Raw genomic sequence first — 24610 nt, 5'->3', positions numbered from 1 at the left:
AAAAGGTTATAACACAACATTGGCAATAGTCGCCCCAAAACCCAGACAACTGGAAACCCATAGCCTTCAAGAATTACAGGGATACCGCATCCCAATACAAAAAGCTTTTTTATATTTGCCCCGCCGCAATGGAGGAATGGCAGAGTGGTCGAATGCGGCGGTCTTGAAAACCGTTGAGGGTCACACCTCCGGGGGTTCGAATCCCTCTTCCTCCGCAACGCAAAACGCCCCGCTACCAGCGGGGCATTTTTATTTCCGGAAATCCCGGCAAGGGGGCTTGCCTGGGGTTGGTGGAAATAAAAGTGCGGGCGGCGCAGCCGCAGCGTTTTGCATGGCAGCCCACCTATAAATGTTAATATTTTAAAAAAATATGATCTGCACCGTGCCCCTCTTGCGTAAACTAAGGGAACAAACCGGACTCCGGGTGTCCTGATTTTACTCCTTGGCTTGCGTTCAGGGCATGACATCTGTGGTCCTTAAACCTCAAGAAAACTATGAAGTATCGTATTTTGTTTTTACTGGCACTTTTCTGCAGTGTGGGGCTTAGCGCCCAGTCCATCTCCAAAAATGCCCTGGGCCTCCGCCTGGGCGACAACGATGGCTTCGGGGGCGAAGTCTCCTACCAGCGCTACCTCTCCGAAAACAACCGCCTGGAGTTTGACCTGGGCTGGAGGGATGCCAACGATGTAGAAGCTTTCAAACTGGTAGGCCTCTACCAATGGGTTTTCCCGCTGGAAGGTAATTTTAACTGGTACGTAGGTGCCGGTGCCGGCCTGGGAGCCTTTGATACGGGTGTGGACGATGGCACCTTTGCCCTGGTGGCAGGAGACCTGGGGATTGAATACAATTTCAATATCCCCCTGTTGCTCTCCCTGGACTTCCGTCCGGAGCTGGGCTTTAACGACACCTATTCAGACGACCTGGACCTGGACATTGCCCTGGGTATCCGTTACCAGTTCTGAAGCAAGTCTGCCTGATCATACAACCCCGCATCCGCGGGGTTTTTTTATGCGCCATGCGCAGATCCATCCGTAACTCATAGCCGCAACACCCCGGAATTGCTATTTGCGGGGTTTTCAGGGGATGGGGTTTTGTACTTATTTTTCTATCTTGCCTGTAGAAGCAAACCTCCGAATGAAACCATTGAAAGTAGCAGTACTGGGGCCTATTCCCAGGGACCATATCACCACGCATAAAGGAGAAGTAATCGAGAAATACGGCTGCGCCACCCATACGGCCATCGGGCTCTCGCGTTTGCTGGGCGATGCCGGCACCGTTCACCTGGTTTCCCACGTCCGGAAGACGGACCTGGAAGGGGTGCTGGAAGTCCTGGCCCCCTACCCCAATATCCACACGGATCGCATAACCGCTACAGCAGACCAGGGGGACATCATCCAGCTCACCTTTGTGGATCAGAACAACCGGCTGGAAAAGCAAACCGGGTTTATGAACCCCATCCTGGGGGCAGACCTGGAGGGATTGCTGGACGCCGATGTGTTTGTCTGCGTGCCGATCACGGATTATGAAATCCCGCTGGAGACTTTAAAATATATAAAACAGCATACCGATGCCCCGGTTATCTTCGATGCCCACGGCCCTACCAATACGGTGACCGTGCTGGGGGAGCGCCATGTGCGTTTTTGGGTAGACAGGGACATCTGGCTTCCCTATATTGATGTGTTGAAAATGAACCTGGAGGAATCCCGTTGTTGCTGGTTTAAAAAGGAGTATACCCTGGAAGAGTTGGGGCCCCTGCACGAAGTGGACACCTCCCATCTGGACGATTTGGCCGCCCATGTGATTGCCCGCGGGGTGCGTTCCCTGATCGTAACGTTGGACGCCGGGGGCAGTGCCGTCTACAGTGCTTCGGATACCGGGGTGCGAAAGGAAATTGTGCCTTCCGTGCCGGTGGCCGAAGTGGTGGATACCACCGGCTGCGGGGATTCTTTTGCCGGGGGCCTGGGCTACGGCTTGCTGGAAGACCCCCACGATTTTGTGCGGGCTGCGAAATACGCCAATGCCCTGGGAGCGCAACGGACGCAGGGGCGCACCTTCGAGGTTTTTAAAAGCCTGGCGGAAACCCAGGCACAAATCCGGGCCGCCTACGGCAGTCTTTAAATCCCGGCCTCCCTAATGATTTCTTATCCCTGGTGCCGCGATGAAGGTCCCAACGCCAGATTTCCGTATTTTTGGAACTTTGAATAATACTCCAAGCAATGTATAGATTGACCCTACTCCTGGCCGGGCTTGCCCTGGCCTGCAACAGTTCCCAGCCGGCAGCCTCCCAACAGGCGGATGCCGCAACACAACCCCCAAAATCGGTGCAATTCGCCTCCAGCATTACCGCAGAAGAGTTGCGGGAGCACCTGTACACCTATGCCTCAGACGATTTCCAGGGGCGTGAAACCGGTACCGAAGGGCAGAAAAAAGCCGCTTCCTATTTACGGGAAGCCTATAAGGAGCTGGGTATTCCACCAGCGCGTGGCACCGAAGATTACTTTCAGAAGGTCCCCCTGGAATTGGCCCAGTTACCTGGCGGTACTATTGAAGTGGGCGGACAATCCTTTACCAATGGGGAAGATTTCCTGACCTTTACCGCAGGAACGGGCGGTGCAGACCAGATAGTATATGTGGGATATGGTATTGAAACCGACACCTATTCCGACTACGCCAACCAGGATGTAAACGGGAAAATCGTTCTCATGAAGGCCGGGGAGCCCCGCGCTGCAGATGGCACCTATGTCCTGTCCGGCACGGACGAGGCTTCTCCCTGGAGCAACATGTCCGAAGCCATAGGCCTGCGTTCCGAAGTGGCCCAGGCCAAAGGGGCCAGCGCCATGTTTATGATCGACCCGGACAACTTTTCCCGCTATAAGAGGTATTACGACAATATGCGCCGCAACAACAGCGGGCAGATGAACCTGAAATCCCAGGAGCAACCCCTGCAGGTAGTCCTGTTGCAGGATGATATGGCAACGGCCCTGTTCCCGGGTTGGAATGCAGCATCGGCAGCCGCCCCGGTAGACGTTGCCTTAACCCTCAAGGTGGAAAGCGAAAACCAGGAGGTGGATTCTGAAAACGTTGTGGCCTTCCTGAAGGGCAGTACCTACCCGGACCAATATGTAGTTATTTCTTCCCACCTGGACCACATTGGGGTAAACAGCGACGGGGAGATCAATAACGGCGCAGACGATGACGGCTCCGGCAGCGTTGCCATGCTGGAGATTGCCGAGGCCTTCAAAAAGGCAGCCGATGCCGGGGTGGGCCCCAAGCGCTCCATCATATTCCTGCATGTTACCGGGGAAGAAAAGGGCCTGCTGGGATCCCGCTATTATACGGATGAGGAGCCCCTCTACCCCCTGGAGCAAACCGTGGCAGACCTGAATATCGATATGATTGGCCGGACGGACCCCAAGCGGGAAGGCAGCCGGAACTACGTGTACCTGATCGGTTCGGATAAACTCAGTTCAGAACTCCATGAGCTCTCCGAGGCCGTAAACGAAAAGTATGCCGGTCTGGAGCTGGACTACACCTATAATGACGAGAACGACCCCAACCGCTTCTATTACCGGAGCGACCATTATAACTTCGCCAAAAACAACATCCCGATCATCTTTTATTTTAACGGGACCCACGTGGATTATCACCGCCCCGGGGATACGCCCGATAAAATCGAATACGACCTGTTGCAGGACCGCAGCCGCCTGATTTTCCTGACCGCCTGGGAAGTAGCCAACCGCGATGCCCGCCTGCAGGTAGACAAGGTTGCCCGATAATCTGTAGTTGCTGATAAAACGAAACCCGCTCGTATGGAGCGGGTTTTTTTATGGCCCAGGGGTTCCGCCAATTCTCCATAAAAAAACCTCCAGAATTGCTTCTGGAGGCTTGTATGGGGTGGAAGACCGGGCTAACACACACTGCCCTGCAGTATGTGTTGATCCGGAGTGAGGGGGTACCTGCTCATACAAACCTCCCGCCATTTGGCGGGTTGGCTTTCATGAAAAAAGACGGCAAACTCATTTTGCCTCTTTTTCCATAAAAAAACCTCCAGAATTGCTTCTGGAGGCTTGTATGGGGTGGAAGACCGGGTTCGAACCGGCGACCTCTGGAACCACAATCCAGCGCTCTAACCAGCTGAGCTACAACCACCATTTCAGCCCTTCGCCAGCCCGGTGTACGGACCCTGCATCAAGGCGGAGGCAAAGGTAATTTTTTTTATGGATCGGAACAAAAGATTTTACCTGATATTTTGGGAGAAGGACGGTGGTTTTCCGGGTCTTACACCCGTGGATTTACCGGGTAAAAGAGGGTGTTTTTTCGGCCAACTATACTAAAACTTCGACAAAACACACAAATTTCAGGCTTTCACAACATTAATTCGAAAAGGTGGAATCCTGCATCTACTTTTAGACCTTGAGAATATGTATCATGCCTGAACCCAAGGTTTTCACGCGTTACCGCACCGGCCTGCTCACCCTCCTGCTTTGTGGGTGTGTGAGTGCCGTATGGCCTGCCACGGGCAGCGGGGAAGACAACCCGAGGGAGACGCTGGTGAATCAAATCCGCCAGATGAAACGGGCAGCCGGATTCTCGGTGAAAGATACGGCCTACATCAACCGCCTGCTGGAATTGGCCGGCGAATCCCGGTTTTACAACAACGACAGCCTCTATACCCTGGCCAGCCAGGCCCTGGATTTCAGCCGCAAGGCAGACTACCTGAGGGGCGAATGCGGTGCCTACCGCAGGTTGGGGGACTACTATTCGGACCGGGGTGAAAACGACAAGGCCCTGGATTACTACCGCATGGGGCTGGAACTGACCAAAACCGCAGAGGATCATGAAGGCGGCATCAAGCTGCTGAGCAATATCGCCGGGGAATACGCCTATAAAGGGGACTATGCCAGCGCCCTGAACCACTACCTCAAAGCCCTGGAATTGGCAGAGTCCCATGAAGACCTGGAATCCCAGTCCATCATCAATGAGAACATCGCGAACCTGTATGGAGACCAGAAGGACTACGAACAGTGCCTGATGTACTACAAGAAGGTAAAGCGCATCAACAATACCATCGGAAACGAGGTTATTGAAGCCGAAACCCTGAGTAACCTGGCTTCCCTCTATGCAGACATGGGGCAGCTGGAATACGCCATGTTCAACATCAACCAGAGTATTGACACCTTTGAAGAATACCGTGTACTGGACTGGCTGGCATACGCCTATGAAATCAAAGGGAAAATCTACCTCAAGGAGTTCAATTACAAATGGGCGCTATACTGGTACAACCAGGGGCAACTACTGCACGAAAAGATCGAGGACGACCGTTCTCATATAGATTTGCTTAACGGGATGGCCAAGGCCTACCTGGGGCAGGAACAGGATTCCATGGCCTCCCTGTATGCCAACCAGGCCTTTACCCTGAGCAAGAAAATCAACGCCAAGGAAGCCGTGCGGGAGTGTTCCCAAACCCTGTACCGCATCTACCGCAAACAGGAGGATTACGCCACTGCCCTGGCCTACCACGAATTGTACCAGCAACTCTCGGACTCCCTGGCCCGGAAAGAAAATCAGCAAAGCCTGAAGCTGCACAAGGCCAAAACCGATTACGAACAACAAAAATCCGCCCTGATCGCGGAAAACCAGCAGGCCCTGGCCTCCCAGAAGCGCTATATCCGCGTGGGATGGGTAGTGCTGGGGATTGCCCTGGTCATCATTTATCTGGTATACCGCTCCAACAAACTGCAGAAGCGCCTCACGGCCGAGCTCAGGGAGAAAAAAGACCTGCTGGAACAACGGAAAGAAGAATTACAGGCCGATAACGAGACCAAAACCAAGCTGTTCTCCATCATCGGCCACGACCTGCGCGGGCCTATTGGCGCCTTGCAGGGGCTGTTGAAAATGTTCAAAGACGGGGAGGTAAGTCCGGAAGTATTCGGCACCTTTATCCCCAAATTGCGGGCCGATGTGGACCATATTTACTTTACCCTGAACAACTTGCTTTCCTGGGGGCATTCCCAACTTAACGGGTCAGTCACCAAGCCTGCCGTGGTTTCCCTGGCTACCCTGGTACGGGAAAACATCAACCTGCTGGCCGAACAGGCGGAGCGCAAATCCATCCGCATGGTGAGCGAAGTCATGGACAGTACCCTGGTCTGGTCAGACCCCAATCAGGTAGACATTGTGGTGCGCAACCTGCTGAGCAACGCCCTGAAGTTTACCCCCCAGAATGGGATGGTCACCATACGGGCCGAAGAAAAAGACCACCATTGGGAAGTATCCGTTCGCGATACCGGGGTGGGTATGGATCGGGTAACGGTCGAAAACCTGTTCCGCGATAAAAACAACAATACCTCCACCTACGGTACCGATAATGAAAAGGGTACCGGTCTGGGCCTCGCCCTGTGCAAAGAAATGGTGGAAAACAATAAAGGGGCCATTTGGGTGGAAAGTATCCCGCGCAAGGGCAGTACCTTCTACTTCACCCTGCCCAAATCTGCCGATACATACAGCCAGGCGGGTTAAATCAAATGGTCCAGGTCTGAAACGGCCAGCAGCCGTTCTGTGGTAAAACCTTCTGCATATTCCACCCCTACCAGACGCCCCAGGTCTCGGGCGCGATATACCACGCTATCCGTAAAATTCTTACTGCTGATGGGCGTGTCCGGTTCGTCGCTTTCCGGGTCGTAAAATTGGGAACTATACGCGTGGATGGCTTCCATTTTCTTTTCGATATGGCCGGTAACGTCCACCACAAAATCCGGCTCCAGGTTCTTCCACTGAATGTAGTGGTACACCATTTTCGGGCGCCAGGGCTCCTGCCAGTGGTCGTCCCCCTCCATCTTGGTGTCGATCTTGACCAACCCGCTCAGAAAGCAGGCGTCGCTGACCAACTTGCTGCCGCGGCCGTGATCAATATGCCGATCCTCTACCGCATTGCACAGCACCACCTCCGGCCGGTACATACGGATTTGCCGGATAAGGGCCAGTTGGTGATCCGGGTCGTTGCGGAAAAATCCGTCCGCAAATTCCATGTTTTCCCGCACGGAAATACCCAGGATTTCGGCGGCACGGGCGGCCTCCCGATCGCGAATCTCCGCCGTGCCCCGCGTGCCGAGTTCCCCCCGGGTCAGGTCAATGATACCCACTTTCTTGCCGGAGGCCACGGCTTTGGCAATGGTAGCGCCGGCACCGAGTTCGGCATCATCCGGGTGGGCGCCAAATACAAGCATGTCGAGTTTCATAGAGGTCTTATTTATCACGGGCCACGGCTACCGCCTGTGACGCCAGTTGGAGGGCCTGGTTCAGATCTGCCTTCAGGTCCCCGATATCTTCAATGCCGCAGGAAAACCGGATCAATCCGTCCGAAATCCCGGAGGTCTTGCGCTGTTCGGGGGTCAGCAAGCCATGGGAAGTCTGGGCCGGCAAAGTCAGGGTACTTTCCACCCCCGCCAGGCTCATGGAAGGCTTGATCCACCGCAGGGCCCGGGTAAAGGCCTCAGTGTCCAGGCCTTCGCCCAGCTCAAAAGACAACATGCCCCCATATCCGCGCATTTGCTCCCGGGCAATGGCATGGCCCGGATGGTCCTCCAACCCCGGGTAATACACCCGGGAAACCAGGGCATGGTCCCGGAGGTAACGGGAGAGTTGCAGGGCGTTTTCGCTTTGGGCCTTTACCCGCAATCCCATGGTCTTCATACTGCGCTCCAGCAGCCAAACGGTATAGTCACTCAGGCTGCCCCCCAGGTTTTTGGCCAACTGGAAGATGCGGTCAATATGTTCGGCCGAGGCCGCAACTGCCCCGGCACAGATATCCGAGTGCCCGCCCATGTACTTGGTGGCCGAATGGATCATTACGTCTATTCCGAAATCTGCCGGGTTCTGGTTTATAGGACTGGCAAAGGTGTTGTCGATCAGGGTAACCAGGCCTTTGCGCCGGGCCAGGTCTGCCACAGCCTGCAGGTCCGTCAGGTACAGCAGGGGGTTGGACGGGGTTTCCAGATACAGCACCCGCGTATTGGGCCGGATGGCCGCCTCAAAGTCTTCGGGGCGGGTCTGGTCAATAAAGGTGTAGGCTATACCAAACTTGTCGAATTCCTCCTGCACCAGGTTTTGGGTTCCCCCATAGGACTGCCGCGGCAGTACCAGGTGGTCCCCGCTGCGCAAAAAGGCCAGCAGGGCCGTGCTTACGGCCGCCATCCCGCTGCCAAAGATGAGCCCGGCCTCGGTATGCTCCAGGTTGGCCACCTTTTGTGCCAGGGCTTCCTGGTTGGGGGTGTTGAAATAGCGTGGATAGCGTTTAACCTCAACCTCCTCATAGGCGTAGGAGGTACTCATAAACAAGGGGGAGACAGCGCCTTTATACAAGGTGTCTTCCAGCCCCCCCATATGGGTGCAACGGGTATTAACCCCGGGTTTTGAATCTTTCATGGGCTTTGGAATTCCCTCCAAAAATAAGCATTTATCACACGCGGGTGGTCTTCCATTTCCCCTTTCGGAAAGCCCGGATGGCCAGGGCGGACAACAGTACCTCGGCCAGGGTGATCGCCAGGAATACCCCCAGGGGGCCCAGGTCCAGGGTGGTGGAAGCCAGGTACGCCAGGGGCAGTTGAAACATCCAGAAGGCTACCAGGTTAATGCGGGTGGGGGTCCGGGTGTCGCCCGCCCCGTTAAAGGCCTGGGTCACCACCATGCCATAGGCGTAAAAGATATAGCCGGCGGCAATGATACGCAGGCATAGCGCCCCGTTTTCCACCACGGCCGGGGTGCGGTTGAAAAGTGCCATCAGCTCCGGGGCAAAAACCAGGTAGCCCACGGAAACCACCAGCATAAACCAGGCGTTGTAGGCGCTGGTCTTCCAGACCGAAGCCTCGGCCCGCTCCGGTTTTTCTGCCCCCAGGTTCTGCCCCACCAGGGTGGCCGCCGCATTGCTCATCCCCCAGGCCGGCATCAGGGTAAACATCATCACGCGGATGGCAATGGTGTACCCGGCCAGCACTTCGCTCCCGAATACGCTCATCAGCCGCATCAGGAAGACCCAGCTGGAAGTGCCGATCAGGAATTGGGCAATGCCCCCCAGGGATACCCGCACCAGATTCCACATCACGGACAGGCGCAGTCGCCAGTCCTGCAGGCGGATGCGGATACGGCCCCACCCGAAGAGCAGAATAGCCAGCTGGAAAAGTACGGCCGAGCCACGCCCGATGTTGGTGGCTATGGCCGCCCCGGTTACCCCGAATTCCGGGACCGGCCCCAGGCCAAATATAAAAATAGGGTCAAGGATCAGGTTAAGCCCGTTGGAAAGCACCAGGGTCCACATGGCCATGGAGGCATCCCCGGCACCCCGGAAGATGGCGTTGATCAGGAAGAGGAGCATGATGGTGATGTTACCGCCAATAAGCCATCGGGTATAGCCGTAACCCTCTTCCACCAAATCTGCCTCGCCCCCCATCAGCTGCAGGATTTCGCGGGCAAAATGATAGCCGAACAGGCCAATGACCAGGGCCAGCACGGCCCCGAGCATAATGGCCTGCACCGCGGCCGTGCGGGCGCCCTCAGGATCCTTTTCGCCTACCCTGCGGGCCACCACGGCCGTGGCGGCCATACTCAGGCCTATGGCAATAGCGTAAACCAGGGTAATGACGGATTCGGTAAGGCCAATGGTGGCCACGGCATTGACGCTTACGCGCGAGACATAAGCAATATCTACCACCGCAAACACCGATTCCATCATCATCTCCAGAATCATGGGGATGGAGAGCATAAAGATGGCCTTGCGCAGGCTGCCGGTAGTGTAATCGGCCTGTTCGCCCCGAACGGCTTGCAGGAAGTAACGGAAATATTTAAAAACGGGATGGGTAGGGTTGGCGGGCATAACTAAGAATACATGTGGTGGAACAAAAACGCGGGGGCCTGCATAAAGGGGTATGCCCTATAACCGGGCAACCCTAGAGGGCAATATCCGCAAACTGGCACATATCCTTAGTACTTCACAATGAAGCAAATATGAAAAAATTAGGGGAGTCGGCCAAAAATTCAGGCTCCCTGCCGGTAATAAATGCGATTACGCCACCAGCTGATGGCTCCCAGCAGGAGCACTCCGGCCACGGTATACCATACAAAGGTGGGCGTAATCACCTGACTCCCGCTGGCGTAGCTGTGGAGGCCCACCAGGTAGAAATTCACGCCAAAGTAGGTCATCATAATACTGGCAAAGGCCACAATACTGAGGAAGTTAAAGGTCCACCGACCCCGAAGTCCGGGTACCAGGCGGGTGTGAATCACAAAAGCGTAAACCAGGATAGAAATCAGGGCCCAGGTCTCCTTGGGGTCCCACCCCCAGTAGCGGCCCCAGCTTTCATTGGCCCATTGCCCACCAAGGAAGTTTCCGATGGTCAGCATCACCAGCCCTACGGTAAGGGCCAGTTCATTGATCACGGTAAGTTCTTTCAGGTGCAGTTGCATCCGGTTGCGGTTCTTTTCCGTGGTCATGATGATCAAAAGCAGGCTCACTACCCCAAGGACCATCCCAACGGTAAGCGGGCCATAACTGGCCACAATAACCGCCACGTGAATCATCAGCCAGTAGCTGTTCAGTACCGGCTGCAGATTGGCAATGGCTGGGTCTACCCAGCTTTGGTGGGCAATCCAGAGCAACATGGAAGTCACAAAGGCCGAGGCTGCAATAGTCATGTCGTTGCGGCGCCCCAGCAACAGACCCATCCCCATACAGGCCCAGGCCACATAAAGGATACTCTCGTAGGCGTCACTCCAGGGAGCATGCCCGGAAATATACCAACGCAGGACCAGGCCGGCCGTATGCCAGATAAAGAAAATAATTATGGTCCCCTTAAAGAAAAAGGTAGCGATATCCCAGATCCTGCGTTCCCGGAAAATCCGGAAGATCAGGATAAAGAAGAGCAACATGCCCGTAAGGGCATAATACCGGTACAGGCGGTTAAAGATGTCCAGGCGGTTGTAGATCACCTCCGTGGCCACTTTTTCCCGGGAAGGCATTACCGCTGCCCCATTATCTTCCTGGGCCTTTCGGAAGGCTGCCAGGATTTTGGAGCTTTCAGAGAAGTCTCCTGTGGCTACCCCCTGTTCCAGGTTCATCAGGTAAAAGGAAAAAGCGTTTTTGATAAAATTCCCATACAGGGAGTCCCGTACCGCAAACTGTCCGGATTTGTATTCCAGGGAGGAGATCCATTTGTTGTTCGGGTGGTCGGGCAAAGGGAATATCTTCAGGATTTCCCCGCTCAGGGCCCGGTTCAGCAACCCCAGGCGTAAATAGGTGTCCTTGAAGTCCTGCTGGAATTTGTTCGGGTTGGTGGTGGAGAAGGCGTCTTCCAGCACCGGTTCCAGTTTGTTGCGCCCCTCCGCATCGAAAAAGTCGATCAGGCGGACGGATTTCTGGTCTTCCGGCACGCCGATCATGTGGCGGATACTGTCGTTCTGGGATTTCTTGTCCAAAGCGATAAACTCGGTCACGGTCCAGAGGTTGGGCCGCATGATCATCGAGAGCAATACCTGGTCTGCCGTCAGGCCATTGTAGTGGTCCTTAAAACTGATCTTCCGCAGGAGTTCCGAGGCAAAGGTATTTACCGGCTTCATCCGCCCCCCGTCGTCCTGGATGACCAGGTGTCCGAATTCCCGGGCCTGGGCCTCGGGCACGGCGGTTGCCAGGATCAGGGAGTCCACCAGGGACTGGTCCGGCAGCCCGTTGTGCTGGTGATCTTCCGCAGCGGGCTGCTGCCCGAATGCCAGGCTGGTACCGAGCAAAAGAAGCAGGCTCAGCGCTTTGCGCCTTTGGCTGAGCTCCTGCATCTGCCGGGCCAGGTCGCGGAAACGGGTTTTCCCGAAGAACATAATGCCCATCAGGCCAATATAGAGCAAAAAATAACCGATATAGGTAACCCAGGTGCCCCAGAAATCGTGGTTCACCGAGAGAACGGTGCCCTGTTCGTCCGGAAAGAAACTGGCCTGAAAGAAGCGATAGCCCTGGTGGTCCAGCACGTGGTTCATAAAGATGTCATAGTCAAAGGGACGCTCTTCCGTCAGGGAATCGCGCACGGTAATCTTGCTCATGTAGGAGGCATAGCCTTTTTCGGTGCCCGGGTATTTCTCCGCTATAAAATCATTTAGGGTTATGCTGAAGGGCAATTCGTGCACCTTGGAGCCATAGGCCGCCCGGAAACGCAACCCCCCGATATCCACAGGTTCGGAATACTGTTTCCGCCCCTTGCCACCCAGCAGGGTCAGTTCCCCGTTTTGCCCGTTGGCTTCTATGGAGATGCGCAGGGCATCCGGGTCGTTATCGGTCTGTTCGGCCTCCGGGATGCGCTGCACCTGGTAGCTGCCGCGCACCGGCGGGTCCGGGATTACAAACTGCATACTGCCCAGGGTGTAGAGCGAGCGCAGCATCAGGGGCTGCACGCTGTCTGCGGTAATGGTGCCCGCCTGTTGGTCCGCCATCCGCATATAGCTGCCGCCAAAGGGCGATTGCAGGGTAAGGGTACTGTCGGTCATGCGGATGTTCACCGCCCCGGGCACCTCACGGTTCAGGCTAAAGAGTACATTGTGTATACTTTCAAGCGCCCCATCCTGCAGGTAGTGGTCGTGGCGCTCTCCCCCTCCGGCTTCCACAAGCTTCAGGAAATAGGTGCCTTCCGGGTCCGGGCTTACCCCCATGCGGGCATGGGAAACAAAATCGAGATAGTCTACCCGCAGGGACTGGTTCCCGTACTGCGCCTTCCAGGGCAGGGAAGACTGAATGGCCTCTTCGGTAACCATCAGGTCATCTTCCAGTTCCTTGCGCTGGGGTTGCCCGTCAATCTCCCCGTCTATCAGGACGGACAGGTAGGTCTTCTCGGAGTAAAAGACATTTTCAGTTTCCCCTTCCCGTATGGGCATACTGCCTTCATAACTGATATACCGGGTAATAAAAGCGCCTACGATGATCAGGACCCAGGAAAGGTGGAGCAGCAACACCGCCCATTTTTCCTTGCGAAGCAGCCGGTAGCGGGAAATGTTGCCTATGAAATTGATCAGGAAAAAAAGCATGATGGCCTCAAACCACCAGGCATTGTAGATCCAGATCTTGGCGGTCTGGGTACTGTACCAACTCTCGATAAAAGTGCCAAAGGCCATGGCTGCAGCCATTACAATAAACAGGATGGCCATCAGGCGGGTCGAAAACAGAAAGCGTTCCAGGGATTTGAGCATGGGCGGGTCAAAGTCGGTTTCGGGATACAAAAATAAGGTATCCGCATCATTTACCTCGGCCCCCAGGATGTTAAGATTCCCCAAATTCCCGTCCCTCCCCTTCCCGATCGGATATTGTGTATTTTTGCGGGGTGATACGCGTGGCACTTATCGGCAGTGGCAACCTGGCACACCACCTGGGAGGGGCCCTTTGGGAAGCCCCTACGGTGGATTTCTGCCAGTGGATGGCACGCAGGCCGGAGCAGATCCGGCCGCCTTTCCCTCAGATCCCAATCGGGGAAATCCGCGAGCCATCACAGGCGGACATATGCCTCCTGGCTGTCTCGGACCGGGCAATAAGCGCCCTGGCCGAAACGCTGGCCCCATACTCTGGTTTGGTAGCACATACCTCCGGGGCCACACCCATAGATCACCTGCAGGCATGCAGCAACCGTGGGGTTTTCTATCCGCTACAGACCTTTACGGCCGGGCAACATACCCCCCTGGAACAGGTCCCCTTCCTGCTGGAAGCGGCCTCCATACAGGATCTGGCCCTGCTCAAAACCCTGGCCACCGCTCTGGGCGGCAGGCCGGTACACGCCACATCCGAAGCCCGAAGCCAGGCCCACCTGGCCGCGGTTTTTGCCAACAATTTCAGTAATCATATGATTGCTTTGGGGCAGGAACTCTGCCGGGCTTACCACCTGGACCCGGACATCCTGGGCCCTGTAACCGCCCAGACGTTTGCCAAATTGCAGGGGCAAACCGCCCGCCAGGCACAAACCGGGCCGGCACGCAGGGGCGATAACCCCACCCTGGAGCGGCACCGTCAGCTGCTGGCCAACACCCCCCTGAAAGACCTCTATAACCTGATTACGCATTCCATACAAACCACCTATGAAGACAAATTATAAGGAAATGCTCAACCACGTTACCACGTTTGTCTTTGACGTGGATGGCGTTTTTACCGATAGTTCCATCCTGATTACCACCACCGGGGAATTGCTCCGGAAAATGAGCGTTCGCGACGGCTTTGCCGTAAAGGCTGCCCTGGAGCAGGGATACCGGATCTGCGTCATCAGCGGGGGCACCAACGAAGGGGTCCGCGAGCGCTTAAAGGCCCTGGGCGTACGGGATATTTTCCTGGGTGCCGGCCATAAGGAGGATGTCTTCCGGGAGTACCTTGAAGATTATGGGATTGACCCGTCCGAAACCCTCTATATGGGAGACGACATTCCGGACATCCCCGCCATGAAACTGGCCGGAATGGTAACCTGTCCTCAGAATGCCGTGCCCGAGGTGAAGGCTATCTCCCACTATATCTCCCATATGAACGGCGGTGAAGGCTGCGTGCGCGACATCATCCAGCAGGTGATGCGGGTCCGGGGCCATTGGGAAGCCTTCTTTGACGCCTCCAACGACTGATGGAGGCCTTCAGGGACATACAACCCCCCAGGCTTTTACTGGGGTCCGGATCTCCGCGGCGGCGCGAGCTGCTGCAGGCCATGGGGCTAACCTTTGAGGTGGTGCGGCCCGAGGTGGACGAGACCTATCCCTCCCACCTGCAGGGGCATCAGATTACAGACTACCTGGCCGCCCTGAAAGCCGAAGCGCTGAATCCCGCCCGGGAAGCTGGAACCGTCTTGCTAACGGCCGACACCATTGTCTGGCACCAGGGGCGCGTCCTGGAAAAACCCGCCTCCGCGGAAGAGGCACAACTGGCCCTGGAGCAACTTTCCGGCCACTGGCATGAAGTCATTACTTCCGTTTGCTTCCGCACCCAAGGGGAATCGGTAACCACACACGCCATTACCCGGGTTAAATTTGCACCTTTGGAACTGGATGTCATTTCGGAATATGTAGCCTCCGGTCAACCCATGGACAAAGCCGGCGCCTACGGCATACAGGAATGGATCGGGCTGGTGGGCGTAGAGGCCATCGATGGCTCCTACACCAATGTAGTCGGGCTTCCTACACATTTGGTTTACAAAACCTTAAAGACCCTGGCCAAGCGCGGATTTTAGAATATTTTTGATACAAAATTCAGCTATGAACTGTTTAAGACCCCTTGTTGTTTTTCTGATTGCACTAACCCTGGCCTCCTGCAGTATGAGCCCATCCCCGGAACCGGCCGCCCTGGCTACCCCCGAACCCCCGGCACCAAAACCGCTGCCTGAAGGGTTTCGAGAGTACTGGTATGCCGGGGAGGCCGAACTGAGCAGTTACGACCTGCAGCAGGCGCGCTATGGGGAAATACACCCCGGCCATGCCGTGCTGGTATTTGTAACAGAACCTTTTGATCCGCAGAAACAAGTGAAGGACGACCAGGCCGATGCCCAATCCGTTTCCGTGCTGAAACTGAACCGCACCAAAAAATTCCTCACAGGGATTTACCCCTACTCCATAATGAGCAGCATCTTTTACCCGGTGAGAGACCAGCAGCATGCCCTGAAAGCCACTACCTCCGTACAGGAGTGGTGCGGGCAGGTTTTTGCACAGCTCAACAATGGGGAGGATTTCCACATCCGGGCCTTCAGTTATTTTGAAAGCGAGGGAGACCAGGACCTCCACTTGCCCAAATCCCAATTTGAAGACGAACTCTGGGCCCGGCTCCGGATACGTCCGGACAGCCTGCCTACCGGAGACCTGGAGGTGCTTCCCGCCCTGGAATTCCTCCGCCTGAGGCACCAGCCCTTTCGGGCCTACCCCGCACGGGCTACCCTGGGCAAAGCAGGCCCGGTACGCACCTACACCCTGGAGTACCCCGGGTTGCAACGCACCCTTGAAATCCGGTTTGAAGCAGCCTTTCCCCATACCATTCTGGGGTGGAGCGAATCCTACCCAAGCGGCTTCGGACCCGGATCTGAAATCCTGACCACCACTGCCGAATTAAGAACCACCCTGAAAAGCCCCTACTGGCAGCAGAATTCCCTTGCGGATGCCAGGTTGCGGGACAGCCTTGGACTCTGACCTATGGAAACACTCCTGACCGAATACCGAAATGAAGTATTTACCAGCCTGGTTACCATGCTGGTGCTATTGCTCACCCGCTATTTGTCCGTACAGGCCATCCGGAAAGTAGGCCGGATCTCGGACCTGGATAAGGCTCGCACTCGTTTGATTATCAAGTATGTGTTGGTGGGGCACAGCCTGTTGCTGCTCACGGCCCTGCTGCTGATCTGGGGGGTAAACATCCGGGAACTCGGGCTTATCCTCTCTTCGGTATTTGCGGTGATCGGGGTGGCGCTCTTTGCCAGCTGGTCCATTTTGAGCAATGTGACCGCGGGGGTTATCCTCTTCTTTTCCTTTCCGTTTAAAATTGGCGACCGCATCCGGATCCTGGATAAGGAACTCGGGGACGGCCATGGGGATTTTACGATTGAGGATATCCGGGCCTTCCACGTGCACCTCAGGCAAAAGGACGGCGCCCTGGTAACCTACCCCAACAACCTGATGCTGCAAAAGGCCATTGCCGTGCTGGCAGACGAGGCGCAGGACACCGAAGGCAGTGAAGCCCTATAGGTGTTAAAGAAGTTCTAAAGCCACTGCGGGTCCGCCCATTTTATTGTTATTTTGAGAGCCGACTCAAACCATCCAACATGCGATTATTCCTCGTGTGCGCGGTTCTTTGGGTTGCCCTTCCGGCAACAGTAATAGCCCAGGGCCCCAAGCCACCCAGCGCCGTTCAGTTGTATAACGACCTGCAGGACCTCAACTTCCTGGGCACAGCCCTGTATGTAGCTGCCCACCCGGACGACGAAAACACCCGCCTGATTTCCTACCTGTCCAACGCCGTGCATGCGCGTACGGCCTACCTGTCCATGACGCGTGGAGATGGGGGGCAGAACCTGATCGGGACGGAACTCCGGGAATTGCTCGGGGTCTTGCGAACCCAGGAACTCCTGGCCGCGCGAGGCGTGGACGGGGGGGAACAATTTTTTACCCGGGCCGTGGATTTTGGCTATTCCAAGCATCCGGACGAAACCCTGCGGATCTGGGACAAGCAGCAGGTGCTTTCGGATGTGGTGCGCATCATCCGGCAGTACCGCCCGGATGTAGTTATCAACCGCTTTGACCACCGCACCCCGGGCAGTACACACGGGCATCATACCTCTTCGGCTATGCTCTCAACGGAGGCTTTTGAACTGGCTGCGGACCCCGCCGCTTTTCCCGAGCAACTGCAGTCGCTTCAACCCTGGCAGCCCAAACGGCTATATCACAATACATCCTGGTGGTTCTACGGCAGCCCGGAGGCCTTTGAGGAAGCCGTAGATGCTGCTGACCTGGTTCGGATGGATGTTGGGGTCTACTACCCTGAACGCGGCCTTTCCAACAACGAAATAGCCTCCCTGGCCAGTAGCCAACACCTTTGCCAGGGCTTTGGACGCCCTTTGAGCAGGGGGAGCGAACCGGAATTCCTGGAGCTTATTAAAGGGTCCGCCCCCGGGGAAGGCAACGACCTTTTTGCAGGGATCAACACGACCTGGAGCCGGATTCCGGGAGGAGAGGCCGTGGGCGAAATCCTGGAGCCCCTGGAAAAACATTTCAACTTTGCAGACCCCTCCCAGCACCTCCCGGAATTGCTGAAGGCTTACACCCGGCTGGAGCAGTTAAACGACACCTTCTGGAAACCCCTGAAATTACAGGCCCTGCAGGAACTGATTGCCGGGGTATGCGGCCTGTACCTGGAAGCCTCCTCCCGGGAGGCTACAGGAGTACCGGGGTCGCAGGCAGAAGTAAGCCTGGAGCTGCTCAACCGCTCCGGGTGGCCGGTTCATATCAAGGGCATTGCTGTGGAAAACGGTACGCGCATTGACAGCGCCTTTACCCTGGAGCCCAACATCCGCCGGCAAATGCAGGCAACCCTTAGCATCCCGGCCAACCATCCGGGCACTTCCCCTTATTGGCTGCGCCAGCCGGGCAGCCTGGGCCTCTACCAGGTGCCGGACGCGGCCTGGATTGGCAAACCCCAGACCCCGCCGGCCTTTAACGTACAATTTGAAGTAGATCTGGACGGCCAGGCCTTTACCTTTTCCCGCCCGGTAATCCACCGCTATTCCGAACCCGACAAAGGGGAGCGTTACCGCGCTTTTGACGTGGTGCCACCGGTAACGGCAGCCTTCGGGGAAACGGTGATGCTCTTTGCCGATGCCCACCCCAAAGCGGTGCAACTCCGGGTCAAATCCCAAACCGGCAAGGCCACCGGAACGGTCTCCCTGGACCTGCCCCAGGGCTGGATAGCTACCCCGGCTTCCCAGCCGTATGTCCTGGAGGGCAAGGGGGACGAACAGGTATTCCAGTTTAGCCTGATGCCACCTGAGGGAGCCTCTGAAGGGGAGGTGCGGCCACAGATTTCTTTTAACGGGAAAATTTATGCCCAGGAACGGGTCGAAATAGACTACGACCATATCCCCACCCAGACCGTACTGATGCCTGCACAGGTAAAAGTGGTCCGCCTGCAGGTGGAAAAAGCCGGGCAGCATATCGGGTATGTGATGGGGGCCGGAGACGCCCTACCCCAGGCCCTGGAAGCCATCGGATACACCGTGCACCCCCTTGCCACAGAAGATATCACGGAAGAAAACCTGAAGCCCCTGGATGCTGTGGTGCTTGGCATTCGCGCTTACAATGTGTTGGACGACCTGCCGTTTAAGAACCCGGCCCTGCTGGAATACGTGAAAGCGGGTGGCACCCTGGTGGTGCAATACAATACCTCCGGCCGGGGCAACCGGGACTTCAGCAGCCTGGCCCCCTACCCCCTGCAATTGTCCCGCGACCGCGTTTCGGACGAGGACGCCCAGGTAACCCTGCTGGAGCCCAACCACCCCCTGCTGAGCTTTCCGAATACCATTGGGGAAGCGGATTTTAACGGTTGGGTACAGGAGCGCGGCCTCTATTTCCCGGACCAATGGGATGCTGCCTACACCCCCCTGCTGAGCATGCAGGACCCGGGGGAACCTGCAAGAAAGGGCAGCCTGTTGGTAGCACCTTACGGCGAAGGTCACTATATTTACACGGGCCTCAGCTTTTTCAGGGAAATGCCGGCCGGCGTTTCCGGGGCCTTCAAGTTGTTTGCCAATATGCTTTCCATTGGGAAGGCCAAGCTGAAAACAGATGCGGTTAAGGGATGAAATGAAAGAAAAAATGGTTTGGAAACAGGAGTACACCCTGGTGCTGATCCTGAATGTCCTCTACATCCTGTTTTTCTATTTCATCATGAACTCAAACGCCTGAGATGGGCACACTCGACTGGATCATACTTTCCGGAACCCTGCTTTTTATTGTAGCCTTTGGGGTGTGGCGTACCCGTGGCAGCCAGGATGTTGACGACTATGTAAGGGGCGGGAAGCGCGCCAAATGGCTTACCGTGGGCCTTTCCGTGATGGCCACACAGGCCAGTGCCATCACCTTTTTGTCGACCCCCGGCCAGGCCTTCCACGACGGGATGGGTTTTGTGCAGTTTTATTTTGGCCTGCCCCTGGCCATGATCATCATCTGTATGGTCTTTGTGCCCATTTACCACCACCTGAAGGTATACACGGCTTACGAATTCCTGGAACGCCGCTTCGATTTGAAAACCCGCACCCTGGCTGCCCTGCTTTTCCTGGTCCAGCGCGGGCTGTCTGCCGGGATCACCATCTTTGCACCCTCCATTATCCTCTCTGCCGTACTGGGCTGGCACCTGAATACCCTGAATATCATTATCGGCATCCTGGTAATTATCTATGTGGTTTCCGGGGGAACCAAGGCTGTTAACGTCACCCAGAAACAACAGATGTTTGTGATTATGCTTGGGATGTTTGCTGCCTTTTTCTTTATCCTCGGCTACCTGCCCACGGATATCAGTTTCGGCAAGGCCTTAAAAGTGGCAGGAGCCAGTGAAAAACTGAACATCCTCAACTTTGAGCTCGACACCAATAGCCGGTATACCTTCTGGAGTGGCATCACCGGCGGGATGTTCCTGATGCTGGCCTACTTCGGGACGGACCAGAGCCAGGTACAGCGCTACCTGTCCGGGAAATCCGTACGGGAGAGCCAACTGGGGCTGATTTTCAACGCCATCCTGAAAATCCCGATGCAGTTCTTTATCCTACTGGTAGGGGTCATGGTTTTTGTGTTCTATCAGTACAACCCTTCCCCCCTGAACTTTAACCCCGCGGCCACCGCCGCGGTCATGGATTCCCCCATGAAGGAAGATTACCTGCAATTGCAAAAGGCACACCAGGATATACAGTTGGAAAAGAAACTGGCCCAGGACGCTTTCTCCCAGGCCCTTGAGCTTAAGGAATACAGCACCACCATCGATGCCAAGCAGCAAATCCTGGAAATCAACCGGCGGGAGAGCAACCAGCGGGAAGCGGCCCGCAACCTCATCCGCCAGGCGGACCCGGCCGTGGAAACCAACGACAAGGACTACGTTTTTATCCACTTTATCCTGAATTACCTCCCCCGGGGAATCATCGGCCTGTTGCTGGCGGTGATCCTCTCTGCGGCCATGTCCTCTACGGCCTCGGAGCTCAATGCCCTGGGGACCATTACGGCCTTGGATTTGTATAAGCGCAATGCCAAAGCCAGCGATGACCCGGCCCGGGATGTACGTATCTCCCGCCTCTTTACCCTGATCTGGGGGGTGATCGCCATCCTGATCGCCTGTGTGGCCGACCTCTTTGATAACCTGATCCAACTGGTCAACATTATCGGATCTATCTTTTACGGGAATGTGCTGGGCATTTTCCTGCTGGCCTTCTTTATCCGGTTTGTCCGGGGGAATGCTGTTTTTGTGGCCGCCATCATCACCCAGGCCGTGGTGATTATCGGCTGGTCCCTGGACTGGATGTCTTACCTCTGGCTGAATGCTTTTGGATGTACCCTGGTCATTGGGCTGGCCCTGTTGTTTGAAGGCTTTGACCGCCTGCTGGGCCCGCCGGCAGAAGCCGATACCGCATAAAAAAACCCGGGTTTCCCCGGGTTTTCTATTTTCTGGAGAAGAAGTTTACATCCCGCCCCACTCCTTGAGGGAGTCCTCATTCATCTTAACGTAATCGGCATTTCCAGCTTTACGGGCCACGGCCAGGGATTTCTTTGCAGCTGCAATAGCGCCTTTTTTATCGCCCAGGGCGGCATAGATCAGGGATTGCCGGCGGGACATCCAGTAGGCGTCGGCATTCATTTCCACCGCCTTGTCGATCCACATCTTGGCCTTGTTCAGGTCCATGCCGGAATCGTGATAATAGGACGCCGCAGCGAAATAGTCATTGGCTGAAGGGCCCGCCATCACACGCTCAATGCTGGCCATGGCCTGTTGCTGACTGGGTACGCCAAAGGGCACGCCAACATAGGTGTCGGCCCACCACAGGCCCAGGGTTGCCCCGTCATTGGCCAGGTTATCCACGGTAATGGTAAAGGTCTCTACCGGCCCCACGCCTTTTACGGGGGTGGCAGTAACGGTGGCCGCAATCTTGGATTCATCCCACTGGGCAGGCAAACCCCCATTGTTGGTGTCGGTATAGAAGTACACTTCCCATGCAGTGTTCCCGGGCCGGGTATACAGGGCATAGGTCCCTGCCGGCAGCGTAGCTTCGCCCAGGGTCACGGCATCCGAAAAGGAAACGGTAGTATTCATGTTTGCCCCGGTACGCCAGACCTTATCGAAGGGGACCAGGTCCCCGAAAATGGTACGGCCGCGCATGGAGGGGCGGGAATAGGTGATTTTAACGTCGGTAAGGCCTACCACCTGAATGAGTTCGGAGTACGGGCTGGGCTGGGGGGTGCGGATCTGCGCCTGCATCCCCACACTGCAAAGGGCAGCGACAAAAAGCAAGAGGGTCTTTTTCATGACTTAAAGGATATTGGTTTGCTCAAAGCTACGCACTCCTTTCAGCCCCAACTGTTAAGGAAAAATTAAATCGAGTTCCGGAGCCGCTCAATAGCGCAGAAAAGGTTTACTCAGGGTCTTGCCCCGAAGGTAGAGGGTCAGGTAGTATACCGCCGTACGCAGGCCGGAGACATCAATGCGCCCGGGTTCGGCTGCCGGGGCGCTTTCAAAAAGGACCTGACGACCGGCGGTGTCGAACACGGCATGGGCCAGGAAGGTTTGCTCCCCTTCCCATACATAGCGAAGTTCAGGGGAATCCAAAGGCCGGTACAGTCGTAATTCCGGGGCCGGGTCGTCCTCCGGATCCGGGTTACCTTCATCCGGCGGGGTAGGCTCCTCAGGTACCTCCACTACAAAAAGCGAGGCCTGCAGCTGGATCAGGGCATTGGAAAAGGATTCGGAAGAGATATAGAGTTCCCCGTCTGGCCCGGATGTGATGCCTTCAGTTTGTCCAAAAGGCAGTTGAAGGGATTCGCGTTGGCTCCCGTCCGGAAACGTGAAAGGAGTAGAAAGTTCAGGAACCCGCAACAAGAAAGGTTGCAGCTGGGCGCTGTAGCCGAGCAGGACCAGGCCGCCTGAAGGTTCCCGGGTGGCCCCGGTGATCAGTCCGCCAACAGCGTATTGTGCCTGCCGCCGTGCCATATGGGTGCCTGGGGTTTTGGGCAGGCTGTAGGCCACAGTGCCCTGAGTTTGCCATTGCTTGGTAAAAACCAGCAGGGAGTCTCCACGCACCACCATGGCTTCGGCATCCCAGTCGCTGTTCCCACCCCCGGAAAAATCCGTCTGGTCTTCATAGGCAAAGGCAATGACTTCCGCATTAACGGTTTGGGAGGACCGAAAATCTGCCAGAGCAATCCGCAATACCTGCAGGTCGGTCCGCATCCCGGCATTATTCCCAAAATCCCCCACATACAGGTACGTTTCATCCACCGCCAGGTCTTCCCAGTCGCGGTTTACAACCCCGGCCACTTCCACCTGACGAACCACCTGCAGGGTGGCGGTATCCAGCTCATACAGGATGGGTGGGTTCCCGGAATCGTTATGGGTAATCAGGCGATTGCCAAGCAGCACCAGGCCAGAGGTTTCGTGTATTTCCTCCGGCAGCGTCCCCTTTACCGTAACCGGTACCTGGGCCTGCAATACAGCCGTGACCAGTATCGAAATGCCCCCCAGTAAACTGTGTAACTTGCCCATGGCGTGGAAGGTACAAAATATGGGAACACCGCCTAGGGCGCATCGTCCACCCTCCATTGCTTTCGATGAACGCCTGCCTGAATTATAAAATGTTTAACTTTATAATTTATACATTAAACAAAACTTACGTATTTTTGTATAAATAGCTTACTATGTATCGTTTAACGGCTGAACAATACCTGCCAATCACCATGGAAGAGGCTTGGGCCTTCCTGTCCAACCCTTTCAACCTGCAGGAAATCACACCGCCACAGATGAACTTCGACATTCGCTGCGACGGCACACAACCCATGTATGCCGGGCAGGTAATCCACTATATCGTAAGCCCGTTCAAAGGGTTTAAAACCCGTTGGGTGACCGAGATCACCCATGTGCACGAAGGTCGCTTCTTTGTGGATGAACAGCGCTTCGGACCCTATAAATTCTGGCACCACAAACACCTGATCGAACCCGTGGAAGGCGGGGTTCGGATGTGGGATATTGTGGACTACGCCCCACCCCTGGGGGTACTGGGCCGCCTGGCACACGCCATTTTTGTGAAATCTCAACTCCGCACCATCTTCCGGTTCCGGGAAACGGCCCTGGAAACCCGATTCGGCAAACTGGAAGGCAGGCCCACCCTGCTGCGGATGCAAACCATATAATCCCTATGAAAAAGAATATCCTTATTGTGGGAGCCTCCTCCGGCATTGGCCTGGAGCTGGCCCGGCAATTGCACCCTACCCATAACGTATATGCGGTATCCCGCCAGCCCGGGCTGTTGTCCGAAATGGGCATCCCGCATTTCCCCCTGGACGTGACCGACGCCTTCACGCCCCCCGAAGGCCTGCCGGAAGCCTTGCATGGGCTGGTTTATTGCCCCGGGAGCATAAACCTGAAGCCCTTTAAAATGCTGAGTGTGGAGACCTTCCAGGAAGACCTGGACCTGAACTTTACCGGCCTGCTGCGCACCCTGAAAGCCTTCCTTCCCCGTATGGCGGATGGGAGCAGCCTGGTCTTCTTTTCGACGGTGGCCGTGGGCAGCGGAATGCCATTTCATACCAGCGTGGCCGCCGCTAAAGGAGCCATCGAAGGCTTCGCCCGTGCCCTGGCGGCCGAATACGCGCCCAAAATCCGGGTAAACGTAGTAGCACCATCACTGGTAGATACCCCCCTGGCCTCCCGCCTGCTCAACAATGAAACCAAACAGGAGAAAATGGCCGAGCGCCACCCCCTGAAGCGGGTGGGCAAACCCGAAGACATTGCAGCCATGGCCGCCTTCCTGCTCTCCGACCAAAGCGGGTGGGTTACCGGGCAGGTAATGGGCGTAGACGGCGGTATTTCCAGCCTGAATATCTCCTGAGC

At 56.0% G+C, this 24610-nt stretch carries 19 protein-coding genes and 2 tRNA genes; 14 read left to right on the top strand and 7 right to left on the bottom strand.

The window, feature by feature from the left end:
* Window positions 1-130: 130 nt before the first annotated feature.
* From OZ410_RS10790 to OZ410_RS10775, 4 genes are all read left to right on the top strand, one after another.
* A tRNA-Ser gene (locus tag OZ410_RS10790) sits at window positions 131-215 on the top strand.
* A 279-nt stretch (window positions 216-494) separates the two neighbouring features.
* Window positions 495-962: a hypothetical protein gene (locus OZ410_RS10785; RefSeq protein WP_277707973.1), complete on the top strand. Its 468-nt coding sequence runs from the start codon at window positions 495-497 to the stop codon at window positions 960-962.
* A gap of 172 nt (window positions 963-1134) precedes the next feature.
* Window positions 1135-2118 (top strand): carbohydrate kinase family protein, encoded by a 984-nt coding sequence (locus OZ410_RS10780; protein WP_277707972.1) that lies wholly within the window; start codon window positions 1135-1137, stop codon window positions 2116-2118.
* A gap of 98 nt (window positions 2119-2216) precedes the next feature.
* A complete protein-coding gene (locus OZ410_RS10775) occupies window positions 2217-3776 on the top strand; it encodes a M28 family peptidase (RefSeq protein ID WP_277707971.1) in 1560 nt (519 codons plus the stop codon).
* A gap of 296 nt (window positions 3777-4072) precedes the next feature.
* Here the strand turns inward: OZ410_RS10775 and OZ410_RS10770 are convergent.
* A tRNA-His gene (locus tag OZ410_RS10770) sits at window positions 4073-4149 on the bottom strand.
* Between the two features lie 279 nt (window positions 4150-4428).
* On the opposite strand from OZ410_RS10770, the gene OZ410_RS10765 reads away from it, so the two are divergent.
* Window positions 4429-6519, top strand: a complete 2091-nt coding sequence (locus OZ410_RS10765) for a tetratricopeptide repeat-containing sensor histidine kinase (protein WP_277707970.1) — start codon at window positions 4429-4431, stop codon at window positions 6517-6519.
* On the opposite strand, the gene bshB1 is transcribed toward OZ410_RS10765, so the two are convergent.
* The 4 genes from bshB1 to OZ410_RS10745 all read right to left on the bottom strand — a co-directional run bounded on the left by bshB1 (window position 6516) and on the right by OZ410_RS10745 (window position 13218).
* Window positions 6516-7238, bottom strand: a complete 723-nt coding sequence (gene bshB1, locus OZ410_RS10760; protein WP_277707969.1) for a bacillithiol biosynthesis deacetylase BshB1 — start codon at window positions 7236-7238, stop codon at window positions 6516-6518. The genes OZ410_RS10765 and bshB1 overlap by 4 nt on opposite strands.
* Before the next feature lie 7 nt (window positions 7239-7245).
* Complete coding sequence (locus OZ410_RS10755; protein ID WP_277707968.1) at window positions 7246-8424, bottom strand: trans-sulfuration enzyme family protein; 1179 nt, start codon at window positions 8422-8424, stop codon at window positions 7246-7248.
* Between the two features lie 34 nt (window positions 8425-8458).
* Complete coding sequence (locus OZ410_RS10750) at window positions 8459-9868, bottom strand: MATE family efflux transporter (RefSeq protein WP_277707967.1); 1410 nt, start codon at window positions 9866-9868, stop codon at window positions 8459-8461.
* Between the two features lie 161 nt (window positions 9869-10029).
* Window positions 10030-13218, bottom strand: coding sequence for a cytochrome c biogenesis protein CcsA (locus OZ410_RS10745; protein WP_277708367.1), 3189 nt, complete (start codon window positions 13216-13218; stop codon window positions 10030-10032).
* A 140-nt stretch (window positions 13219-13358) separates the two neighbouring features.
* Here OZ410_RS10745 and OZ410_RS10740 point away from each other — a divergent pair, with 140 nt between their 5' ends.
* From OZ410_RS10740 to OZ410_RS10710, 7 genes are all read left to right on the top strand, one after another.
* A complete protein-coding gene (locus OZ410_RS10740; protein WP_277707966.1) occupies window positions 13359-14111 on the top strand; it encodes a Rossmann-like and DUF2520 domain-containing protein in 753 nt (250 codons plus the stop codon).
* The gene (locus OZ410_RS10735) at window positions 14095-14622 is read left to right on the top strand and encodes a KdsC family phosphatase (RefSeq protein WP_277707965.1); all 528 of its coding nucleotides are present in this window, start codon (window positions 14095-14097) and stop codon (window positions 14620-14622) included. The genes OZ410_RS10740 and OZ410_RS10735 overlap by 17 nt, the downstream gene beginning before the upstream one ends.
* A complete protein-coding gene (locus OZ410_RS10730; RefSeq protein ID WP_277707964.1) occupies window positions 14622-15221 on the top strand; it encodes a Maf family nucleotide pyrophosphatase in 600 nt (199 codons plus the stop codon). The genes OZ410_RS10735 and OZ410_RS10730 overlap by 1 nt, the downstream gene beginning before the upstream one ends.
* Window positions 15222-15306: 85 nt before the next feature.
* Window positions 15307-16167, top strand: a complete 861-nt coding sequence (locus OZ410_RS10725; protein WP_277707963.1) for a septum formation inhibitor Maf — start codon at window positions 15307-15309, stop codon at window positions 16165-16167.
* A 3-nt stretch (window positions 16168-16170) separates the two neighbouring features.
* Window positions 16171-16719 carry a mechanosensitive ion channel domain-containing protein gene (locus OZ410_RS10720; RefSeq protein WP_277707962.1) on the top strand — a complete coding sequence of 183 codons (549 nt, stop codon included), beginning with the start codon at window positions 16171-16173 and terminating at the stop codon, window positions 16717-16719.
* Window positions 16720-16796: 77 nt separating this feature from the next.
* Window positions 16797-19328: a PIG-L family deacetylase gene (locus OZ410_RS10715; protein ID WP_277707961.1), complete on the top strand. Its 2532-nt coding sequence runs from the start codon at window positions 16797-16799 to the stop codon at window positions 19326-19328.
* A 104-nt stretch (window positions 19329-19432) separates the two neighbouring features.
* Window positions 19433-21145: a sodium:solute symporter family protein gene (locus OZ410_RS10710; protein ID WP_277707960.1), complete on the top strand. Its 1713-nt coding sequence runs from the start codon at window positions 19433-19435 to the stop codon at window positions 21143-21145.
* A 45-nt stretch (window positions 21146-21190) separates the two neighbouring features.
* On the opposite strand, the gene OZ410_RS10705 is transcribed toward OZ410_RS10710, so the two are convergent.
* Both OZ410_RS10705 and OZ410_RS10700 read right to left on the bottom strand, forming a co-directional pair.
* On the bottom strand, window positions 21191-22033 hold the full coding sequence (locus tag OZ410_RS10705) for a DUF2911 domain-containing protein (RefSeq protein WP_277707959.1): 843 nt from the start codon (window positions 22031-22033) through the stop codon (window positions 21191-21193).
* Window positions 22034-22120: 87 nt separating this feature from the next.
* The gene (locus tag OZ410_RS10700; RefSeq protein ID WP_277707958.1) at window positions 22121-23266 is read right to left on the bottom strand and encodes a hypothetical protein; all 1146 of its coding nucleotides are present in this window, start codon (window positions 23264-23266) and stop codon (window positions 22121-22123) included.
* Between the two features lie 191 nt (window positions 23267-23457).
* Between OZ410_RS10700 and OZ410_RS10695 the strand changes: the two genes are divergently transcribed.
* Both OZ410_RS10695 and OZ410_RS10690 read left to right on the top strand, forming a co-directional pair.
* The gene (locus OZ410_RS10695) at window positions 23458-23910 is read left to right on the top strand and encodes an SRPBCC family protein (protein ID WP_277707957.1); all 453 of its coding nucleotides are present in this window, start codon (window positions 23458-23460) and stop codon (window positions 23908-23910) included.
* A gap of 5 nt (window positions 23911-23915) precedes the next feature.
* Window positions 23916-24608, top strand: a complete 693-nt coding sequence (locus OZ410_RS10690) for an SDR family NAD(P)-dependent oxidoreductase (protein ID WP_277707955.1) — start codon at window positions 23916-23918, stop codon at window positions 24606-24608.
* Window positions 24609-24610 lie beyond the last annotated feature (2 nt).

Source organism: Robiginitalea aestuariiviva (assembly GCF_029537735.1).
In the GTDB taxonomy this organism is placed as follows: Bacteria; Bacteroidota; Bacteroidia; order Flavobacteriales; family Flavobacteriaceae; genus Robiginitalea; species Robiginitalea aestuariiviva.
This window is presented reverse-complemented; position numbering and strand designations above follow the sequence as displayed.

What these genes read in the sequence shown, in the direction of transcription:
- OZ410_RS10785 (WP_277707973.1), top strand. Translation starts at nt 495, where the DNA reads ATGAAGTATCGTATTTTGTTTTTACTGGCACTTTTCTGCAGTGTGGGG.
- OZ410_RS10780 (WP_277707972.1), top strand. Translation starts at nt 1,135, where the DNA reads ATGAAACCATTGAAAGTAGCAGTACTGGGGCCTATTCCCAGGGACCAT.
- OZ410_RS10775 (WP_277707971.1), top strand. Translation starts at nt 2,217, where the DNA reads ATGTATAGATTGACCCTACTCCTGGCCGGGCTTGCCCTGGCCTGCAAC.
- OZ410_RS10765 (WP_277707970.1), top strand. Translation starts at nt 4,429, where the DNA reads ATGCCTGAACCCAAGGTTTTCACGCGTTACCGCACCGGCCTGCTCACC.
- bshB1 (WP_277707969.1), bottom strand. Translation starts at nt 7,238, where the DNA reads ATGAAACTCGACATGCTTGTATTTGGCGCCCACCCGGATGATGCCGAA.
- OZ410_RS10755 (WP_277707968.1), bottom strand. Translation starts at nt 8,424, where the DNA reads ATGAAAGATTCAAAACCCGGGGTTAATACCCGTTGCACCCATATGGGG.
- OZ410_RS10750 (WP_277707967.1), bottom strand. Translation starts at nt 9,868, where the DNA reads ATGCCCGCCAACCCTACCCATCCCGTTTTTAAATATTTCCGTTACTTC.
- OZ410_RS10745 (WP_277708367.1), bottom strand. Translation starts at nt 13,218, where the DNA reads ATGCTCAAATCCCTGGAACGCTTTCTGTTTTCGACCCGCCTGATGGCC.
- OZ410_RS10735 (WP_277707965.1), top strand. Translation starts at nt 14,095, where the DNA reads ATGAAGACAAATTATAAGGAAATGCTCAACCACGTTACCACGTTTGTC.
- OZ410_RS10730 (WP_277707964.1), top strand. Translation starts at nt 14,622, where the DNA reads ATGGAGGCCTTCAGGGACATACAACCCCCCAGGCTTTTACTGGGGTCC.
- OZ410_RS10725 (WP_277707963.1), top strand. Translation starts at nt 15,307, where the DNA reads ATGAGCCCATCCCCGGAACCGGCCGCCCTGGCTACCCCCGAACCCCCG.
- OZ410_RS10720 (WP_277707962.1), top strand. Translation starts at nt 16,171, where the DNA reads ATGGAAACACTCCTGACCGAATACCGAAATGAAGTATTTACCAGCCTG.
- OZ410_RS10715 (WP_277707961.1), top strand. Translation starts at nt 16,797, where the DNA reads ATGCGATTATTCCTCGTGTGCGCGGTTCTTTGGGTTGCCCTTCCGGCA.
- OZ410_RS10710 (WP_277707960.1), top strand. Translation starts at nt 19,433, where the DNA reads ATGGGCACACTCGACTGGATCATACTTTCCGGAACCCTGCTTTTTATT.
- OZ410_RS10705 (WP_277707959.1), bottom strand. Translation starts at nt 22,033, where the DNA reads ATGAAAAAGACCCTCTTGCTTTTTGTCGCTGCCCTTTGCAGTGTGGGG.
- OZ410_RS10700 (WP_277707958.1), bottom strand. Translation starts at nt 23,266, where the DNA reads ATGGGCAAGTTACACAGTTTACTGGGGGGCATTTCGATACTGGTCACG.
- OZ410_RS10695 (WP_277707957.1), top strand. Translation starts at nt 23,458, where the DNA reads ATGGAAGAGGCTTGGGCCTTCCTGTCCAACCCTTTCAACCTGCAGGAA.
- OZ410_RS10690 (WP_277707955.1), top strand. Translation starts at nt 23,916, where the DNA reads ATGAAAAAGAATATCCTTATTGTGGGAGCCTCCTCCGGCATTGGCCTG.